General features: G+C 63.4%; 6 protein-coding genes and 1 pseudogene. 6 read left to right on the top strand and 1 reads right to left on the bottom strand.

Going from position 1 to position 8,014, the window contains the following annotated elements; all coding sequences use genetic code 11:
• Together AC1D1X_RS10345 and AC1D1X_RS10340 are read left to right on the top strand one after the other, a co-directional pair.
• On the top strand, positions 1-1,220 hold a 1,220-nt coding region (locus AC1D1X_RS10345), incomplete at its 5' end, for a THUMP domain-containing class I SAM-dependent RNA methyltransferase (RefSeq protein ID WP_477698233.1).
• Positions 1,221-1,228: 8 nt separating this feature from the next.
• Positions 1,229-1,636 carry a putative toxin-antitoxin system toxin component, PIN family gene (locus AC1D1X_RS10340; protein WP_477698232.1) on the top strand — a complete coding sequence of 136 codons (408 nt, stop codon included), beginning with the start codon at positions 1,229-1,231 and terminating at the stop codon, positions 1,634-1,636.
• 43 nt (positions 1,637-1,679) lie between these two features.
• Here AC1D1X_RS10340 and AC1D1X_RS10335 read toward each other — a convergent pair whose 3' ends face one another.
• Positions 1,680-3,461 carry an FMN-binding glutamate synthase family protein gene (locus AC1D1X_RS10335; RefSeq protein ID WP_477670655.1) on the bottom strand — a complete coding sequence of 594 codons (1,782 nt, stop codon included), beginning with the start codon at positions 3,459-3,461 and terminating at the stop codon, positions 1,680-1,682.
• 129 nt (positions 3,462-3,590) lie between these two features.
• On the opposite strand from AC1D1X_RS10335, the gene AC1D1X_RS10330 reads away from it, so the two are divergent.
• The 4 genes and pseudogenes from AC1D1X_RS10330 to AC1D1X_RS10315 form a co-directional block, all read left to right on the top strand.
• The gene (locus AC1D1X_RS10330) at positions 3,591-4,421 is read left to right on the top strand and encodes a YecA/YgfB family protein (RefSeq protein ID WP_477670654.1); all 831 of its coding nucleotides are present in this window, start codon (positions 3,591-3,593) and stop codon (positions 4,419-4,421) included.
• A 681-nt stretch (positions 4,422-5,102) separates the two neighbouring features.
• The gene (locus AC1D1X_RS10325; RefSeq protein ID WP_477698234.1) at positions 5,103-6,707 is read left to right on the top strand and encodes an ABC transporter substrate-binding protein; all 1,605 of its coding nucleotides are present in this window, start codon (positions 5,103-5,105) and stop codon (positions 6,705-6,707) included.
• Positions 6,708-6,720: 13 nt separating this feature from the next.
• A complete protein-coding gene (locus tag AC1D1X_RS10320; protein WP_477670653.1) occupies positions 6,721-7,815 on the top strand; it encodes an ABC transporter permease in 1,095 nt (364 codons plus the stop codon).
• Positions 7,812-8,014 (top strand): annotated as a pseudogene (locus AC1D1X_RS10315) (D,D-dipeptide ABC transporter permease); the annotation flags it as partial. The gene AC1D1X_RS10320 and the pseudogene AC1D1X_RS10315, both read left to right, overlap by 4 nt.

Here is an 8,014-nt window from a genome sequence, read left to right as displayed (position 1 = left end):
AACAAGACCTCTACAACGCAGCTGCCAACGTGGCCTGGGAAATCTGGTTCACGCCCAAGCAGACCTTCAAGGTCGAGATCACGGCCCAGCACAGCCCGCTGCAAAGCCTGAACTTCGCGGCGCTGAAGATCAAGGACGCGATCGCCGACCGCTTTCGCGCCAAGTTCGACGACGTGCGGCCCAGCGTCGACACGCGCTGGCCCGACGTGCGCGTCTACGTGCACCTGACGACGGACACCGTCACGGTCTACATCGACACCTCGGGCGAGCCGCTCTTCAAGCGCGGCTGGCGCGAAGACAAGGGTGATGCCCCGCTGAAGGAAACCCTGGCCGCCGCCATGATTGCCGCCAGCGGATGGGATCAGCTCTGTAAAGAAGGCGTGCCGCTCTATGACCCCTGCTGCGGCTCGGGCACCATCGCGATTGAAGCCGCGCAAATCGCCTGCAACATTGCGCCCGGCATCAACCGCCGTTTTGCCTTTCAGAAATACCTGCCCTTCCAGGGCCATGTCTGGGACGGCCTGCTCGACCAGGCCGAAGCCGCCATCACCGAACCTACAGCGCCGGTGTTCGGCAGCGACGTGTCTTTCCGCATGGTCGACTTTGCCGAACGCAATGCCGAGCGTGCCGGTGTGGCCAATGCGGTGGAATTCCGCGGCGGCGACGCCCTGCAGCGCATGCCGCCCGCGCCTTCGGGCGTGATGCTGGTGAATCCGCCTTACGGCGAGCGTATTGATGTGGCAGGTGTGGCCGGCATCACCGGCGTGCAGGGGCGCGACCAGCGCCGCCAGCAAGGACAGGCCGAAGGACGCGTGCAGCAGGACCACCGCAACCAGCCCATCGACGAATTTGGCCAGCCGCTGAACCGGGACAGCGGTGATCGGGGTGACACACGTGAAGAACCCGCCTTCGAGACATCGCGCGACCGCTCGGCGAACCCCGGCCGCGAGCAGGCACAAAACGCCTGGGGCGAAGAAGCGACGGAGTTTTTTCCACAACTGGCCGCGCACTGGAAGAAAAATTACGCCGGCTGGACCGCTCACGTGCTCACACCCGACCTCAAACTGCCCGGCAAGATGCGCCTGAAAGAATCGCGGCGCGTGCCGATGTGGAACGGTCCCATCGAATGCCGCCTGTTCCGCTTTGACATGGTGGCGGGCTCCGCACGCGGCAAGCCCGGCGCAGCCGCCCCCACCCCACCGAACGAGCCGGCGGCGTGACGGCCTCAGTGCGCCAGCCTGTYGTGCTGGACACCAACATCGTCCTCGACGTGTTTGTCTTCAATGACGCGGCAGCGCAGCCACTGAAAAAAGCGCTGGAGGCCGGCGAGCTCGACTGGCTGGCCACGCAGGCCATGCGCGACGAACTTGAGCGCGTGCTGGCCTATCCGCAAATCATTCCCCGCCTGGCGTTTTACGAATTAAGCGCCGATGACGTGCTCGCCGCCTTTGACCGGCATGCTCGCCTGACGGAGGTGGCAGCCAAGGCCGGTGTCACTTGCAGCGACCCCGACGACCAGAAGTTCATCGACCTGGCGGTGACTGGCAAGGCCTTGCTGCTCAGCAAGGACCGGCATGTGCTTTCAATGAAGAAAAGGCTCCTGACCCAGGGTGTACGTGCGCAAGCAGCTATTTAATTAATAGCGACCCGTTCATGACCCGGAATGCCGTGAGAGGCGTTTAACCCGCAGCGCGCTCTGCGGAGGCGCCAGAGGGAACTGCCCCCGATACCGCCGCGGCATCACCCGTCACCGGCATACGGATGCCGTTGGCTTGCGCAGGCATGTGCCCACCCGGCCCCACGCCATTGGCGCGAAAACTGTGCGCGCTGGCCAGCGGCCAGTAGTAGCTGAACACCGTGTTCTGTTTTTCCAGCGAGCCCAGTAGCGCGCCGGGTTCGACCTGCATGATGAGGTTGCTCAGCAGCCGCACCTCGGTATCGGTCAGGCGCCGCACGATGTGATGCGCGTTGACTTCGCGCGGGTGGCACAGGCCCGCGGCCTGCACCAGCTCCTGCAGCGCATGCAGCGTGCTGCGGTGGAAATTGCGCACGCGTTCGGCCTTGTCGGGCACCACCAGTGCCTGCTGGCGCACCGGGTCTTGCGTGGTGACGCCCGTCGGGCATTTGCCGGTGTGGCAGCTTTGCGCCTGGATACAGCCCAGCGCCATCATGAAACCGCGCCCGGCATTGCACCAGTCGGCGCCCAGCGCCATCAGCCGCACCATGTCAAACGCGCTCACCACCTTGCCGGCGGCACCGATGGAAACGCGGCTGCGCAGATTGACACCGATCAGCGTGTTGTGCACCAGCAGCAGGCCCTCCTGCAGCGGCGCGCCCACGTGGTCGGTGAACTCGACGGGCGCCGCGCCCGTGCCGCCCTCGGCGCCGTCCACCACGATGAAGTCCGGCGTGATGCCGGTCTCCAGCATGGCTTTCACAATCGCAAACCATTCCCACGGGTGTCCGATGCAGAACTTGAAGCCGGTCGGCTTGCCGCCCGACAGCTTTCGCAGTTTGGCGATGAAATGCATCATCTCGACCGGCGTGGAAAATGCACTGTGGCTGGAGGGCGAAATGCAGTCCTTGCCCTGCGGTACACCGCGCGCCGCCGAGATTTCCTCGGTGACCTTCGGCCCCGGCAGGATGCCGCCGTGGCCGGGCTTGGCGCCCTGGCTCATCTTGAGCTCGATCAGCTTGACCTGTGGGTCGCGTGCGTTGGCGGCGAAACGCTCTTCGCTGAACGTGCCGTCCTCGTTGCGGCAACCAAAGTAACCCGAGCCGATTTCCCAGATCAGGTCACCGCCATGCAGCCGGTGGTGCTGCGAGATCGAGCCTTCGCCCGTGTCGTGCGCGAAGCCGCCGAGTTTGGCGCCCTTGTTCAGCGCCATGATGGCATTGGCCGAGAGCGATCCGAAGCTCAGTGCCGAAATGTTGAACACGCTGGCGTGATAAGGCTGCGTGCAGGGCTCCACCGAGGGCGACGGATGATCGGGCGTGCCGCCTATCCAGACACGGAAGTCGTGGGTTGACAGTTTGGTCGGCGACATCGAATGGTTGACCCACTCATACCCCTGCGCGCCCACGTCCAGCTGCGTGCCGAACGGCCGGTTGTCGGGTTCGCCCTTGGCGCGCTGGTACACCAGCGAGCGCTGGGCACGGGAAAACGGCGTGGCCTCGCTGTCGCTTTCGATGAAGTACTGGCGCATTTCGGGCCGGATGTACTCAAACAGGAAACGCAGGTGGCCGATGACCGGGTAATTGCGCAGCACGGCATGGCGCGTTTGCCGCAAGTCGCGCACACCGACACACACCAGCACCACACCGGCCACCAGGGAAACCAGCGCCAGCTTCCCGACGCCAAAAACCATCAGGCCGAGCAGCCCCAGCAGCGCAGCAAGCCCGCACAGGGCCATAAAGGTGTAACGGACGGGGAACCAGGCATCCAGGCGCTGAAGAAACATGGTGGAGCTTCCGGGGGAGGGGTCACAAAAGGGCACAAAACAGAGTCATATCAGGGGCATACGGCCGCGACGCGCCAGATACACTTTGCATCATAAGAGCCTCATGTGACGCTCAGAACTGTTTTTTTCATGAAGCCCACCCCCAAATCCGTCATCCCTTCAAAGCCCTCGCCGGAGCCGGTTTTCCTGGAAGTCGAGGCGTTCGACGAGCTCGATGCCATCCTCGACGACCTGCGCACCCGCTATGACGAAACGCCGCAGTGGGAATTCTGCGAAGGCTTCATGGCCGCCGTGATCTGCTCGCGCCGGCCCATCGAGGCAGCCGAATACCTGCCCGTGCTGCTCGCCGTCCCCGCTGAGGGCGAGGCACCGGATCCGGAAGGCGGCTCGTTCGCCAGCGACGCGCAACGTGAGCGCTTCCTCATGCTCTGGAACCAGCGCTGGCAGGAAGTCGAAACGGCGCTGGACGCCGAAGTGGACTCGCTCGAAGACGACAACTGCTACCACCCCGAGGTCATGGACATACGCGGCGCCGTGGCCGACATGCCGCCCGACGAACGTGCCGCTTTCAAGGGCGAAGACCTGCCCGCATTCGCGCAGGTCTGGGCGCTGGGCTTCATGTTTGCGGTGGAAAGCTGGCCCGACGAGTGGATGGCGCCGCGTGACAAAGACGCCGCCAAATGGCTCGACGGCGCCCTGCAGGCCGTGGTCGCCATGACCGAAGACGATAGCGCCCCGCCCGAGGTGTCACCCCTGAGCGAAGACGGCACGCCCAGCACCAGCATTGCCAGGCTCAACGCTTTTGGCGAGGCCATCTGGGCGGTGTATGACTTGCGTGAGTTGTGGAAGACCATGGGCCCCAAGGTCGAGACGGTGCGGGTGGAGGCCACGCCCGGGCGCAACGACCTGTGTTATTGCGGTAGCGGGAAGAAATACAAGAAGTGTCACGGGGCGGGGTAAAGGCCGGTGATCTGACGGCAGGTGTCCTTTGCCGGGTCCGGACGCACCGAGYGATCGCTATCAATTTCATAGCTTGTGGCGCCCTATTTAATTGACCTCGAGCCACTTTTGGACCTCAAGAACAAGGCTTGCGAGGCCTCCTGAACGCGCCAGAAGAAGGGATTTGCCCCGAAACTGAAACCAGACCCGGTTCAGGCTGTTTTCAGGGGAAGTTTCGGCCTTAAGCCCAATATGGATGGGCGCCAGCAGCTATGTTTTTAATAGCAACAACAAACACCGGTAAAACCCGCAGAGTTCAGCCGGTTGTCCACCAGGATATTCCGCCGAGCAGCAGGTCGTAACGCTTCACGCTGGAAGGCGGCGTCTGGACACTTTTTTGGGGCAACGGTGTTGGTTACGTGGGCGACGGCCAGGCGGTCCGCCGCCGGACCGCCGGTTTTCATGAAGTCAGCAATCGCGGAAAACCCGGGTCTTGACGCGCGCGGTCGGCGGCGCAGAATGCATCAGTCGCCCTGGACCGTGAACAGGTCCCTGACTTGTATGTACAAGTTACCGGCGGCAACCACCAGCGGCATGGGCATGATTCCTGCTCACCCCTGAGACCCCCGGGCGCGGCCGCCACAAGCGGTCAGGCGCAATGTTTGTTTGACTGTCCAACCGAAGGAAATCATCTTGAACCACATGCTTCCCCACCTCAGCCGCCGCGTTCTTTGCGCCACTGCCGCAGCCGCCATGCTGGCCTGCAGCGCCGGCGCAGTGCTGGCCGCCACGCCCAAAGACACCCTGGTGCTGGCCTTCGGTTTCGATGACATCATCACCATGGACCCGGCCGAAGCCTTTGAGCTGTCCGCCGGCGAGATCATGGGCAACACCTATGACCGCCTGCTGCGCCTGGATGTGAACGACCCTTCCAAACTGGTGGGCGACGTGGCCAAGTCCTGGACCGTCTCGGCCGATGGCAAGACCTACACCTTCGAGCTCAAGCCCGGGATCAAATTCGCCTCCGGCAATCCACTCACGGCCGAAGAAGTGGCGTATTCGCTGCAGCGCGCCGTGATGCTGGACAAATCCCCCGCCTTCATCCTGACCCAGTTCGGTTTCTCCAAGACCAACGTCAAGGACAAGATCAAGGCCACCAGCCCGACCGTGGTGACCCTGGAAACCGACAAGGCCTATGCGCCCACCTTTGTCTTCAACTGCCTGACGGCCAACGTGGCCGGCATTGTCGACATGAAGCTGGTGCAGTCGAAAGAGGTCAACGGCGACTGGGGTTATGCCTGGCTGAAAACCAATTACGCCGGCTCCGGCCCGCTCAAGCTGCGCGAATGGCGAGCCAATGAAATCGTGGCGCTGGAACGCAACGACAACTACTATGGCGCCAAGCCCAAGCTGGCCCGCGTGATCTACCGCCACGTCAAGGAATCGGCCACGCAGCGCCTGCTGCTGGAAAAAGGCGACATCGACATCGCCCGCAACCTGAGCCCGCAGGACATCGCCGCGCTCTCGACCAACAAAGATGTGAAGATGACTTCCACGCCCAAGGGCACGGTCTACTACATCAGCCTGAACCAGAAGAACGCCAACCTGGCCAAGCCCGAAGTGCGCGAGGCCCTGAAATACCTGGTCGACTACGACGCCATCGGCGACACACTGGTCAAGAACATCGGCGTGATCAATCAGAACTTTCTGCCGCAGGGTTTGCTGGGCGCCAGCACCGTCAAGCCCTACAAGCTCGACGTGGCCAAGGCCAAGGCGCTGCTGGCCAAAGCGGGCCTTGCCAACGGCTTCAAGGTCACCATCGACATGCGCACCATCCAGCCGGTGCAGGGCATCACCGAGGCCTTCCAGCAAACAGCCAAGCAGGCCGGCATCGACATCGAGATCATTCCCGGCGACGGCAAGCAGACGTTGACCAAGTACCGCGCCCGCACCCACGACATGTACATCGGCCAGTGGGGCGCCGACTACTGGGACCCGCATTCGAACGCCGACACCTTCACGCGCAACCCCGACAACGCCGACGATGCCAAGGCCAAGCCGCTGGCCTGGCGCAATGCCTGGGCGATTCCCGAGCTGACCAAGCAGTCGGACGCGGCGGTGCTGGAGCGCGATGCCGGCAAGCGCAAGAAGATGTATGAGGACCTGCAGGCCGAGTTCCGCAAGACCRGCCCCTTCATCATGCTGTACCAGCAAACTGAGGTGGCGGCTTTCCGGAGCAACGTGGACGGCCTGAAGCTGGGCCCCACCTTCGACAGCAACTACATGTTCAACGCCTCCAAGCGCTGATAAGCCACCGACTTTGGCCATTCCCGACCCCACAGCCGCCGGCGTGGCGCCGCTCAGTGCGGTGACCACGCGCACGGCGGGCCAACGCTTCACGCCGCACGCCAGGAGCTTAGTCAACTTCCTGGTGGTGATTTTGCTCACCTACCTGGGCCTGCTCGCGGTCACGTTTTTCATCGGCCGCGTGATCCCCATTGACCCGGTGCTGGCCATCGTGGGCGATCGCGCACCGGCGCATGTGATCGAGCGGGTGCGCCAGGAGCTGGGGCTGGACAAGCCGCTGTATGAGCAGTTCTACATCTACATCGGCAAGGTGCTCAAGGGCGACTTCGGCGTCTCGGTGCTGACAGCCAACCCGGTGATGACGGACATCAAGCGCGCCTTTCCGGCCACGCTGGAGCTGGCGAGCCTGGGCATCCTGATAGGCGCGGGCCTGGGCGTGCCGCTGGGCGTCTGGGCCGCAGTGCGGCGCGGCAAGCTGGTGGACCAGGTGGTGCGCGTGATCGGCCTGGTGGGCTATTCGGTGCCCATCTTCTGGCTGGGGCTGATGGCGCTGGTGGTGTTTTATGCGCGGCTGGGCTGGGTCTCCGGGCCGGGCCGGATCGACGTGAGTTATGAGTACACACTCAAGCCCATCACCGGGCTTTTGCTGCTCGACACAGCCATGACCGGCGAGTGGGAGGCTTTTCGCAATGTGTTTTCGCACCTCATCCTGCCGGCTTCGCTGCTCGGCTATTTCGCGTTGGCCTACATCAGCCGCATGACGCGTTCCTTCATGCTCAATGAACTCGCGCAGGAATACGTGGTCGCCGCGCGCGCCAAGGGTCTGTCGGAGTCGCGCATCATCTGGCGCCATGCGCTGCGCAACGCCATGGTGCCGCTGGTCACGGTGATCGCGCTGTCGTATGCGGGCCTGCTCGAGGGCTCGGTGCTGACGGAAACCGTCTTTGCCTGGCCAGGCCTCGGTCTCTACATCACCAACTCGCTGCAGAACGCCGACATGAATGCGGTGCTGGGCGGCACGATTGTGGTGGGCTCGATCTTTGTCGGCTTGAATTTATTGTCAGACGTCTTGTACAAGCTGCTCGACCCAAGGACGCGTATCCGATGACTTCAAAGGTTGCATCCCTGCGCGACTGGCTGAGCACCGACCGCCCTGCCTCGCGCCGCCAGGCCTTCATGGGCCGCATGTACCACGGCTGCCACGATTTTTCGCGCAACCGGCTGGCGATGCTGGGCCTCTTCATCGTGCTGGGCCTGGTCCTCGTGGCGATTTTTGCCGACCTGCTCGCGCCGTATTCGGCCTACAC

Source organism: Polaromonas sp. P1_G4 (assembly GCF_056405475.1).
The sequence above is the reverse complement of the archived record's forward strand: the minus strand, read 5'-3'. Positions and strand labels throughout refer to the sequence as shown.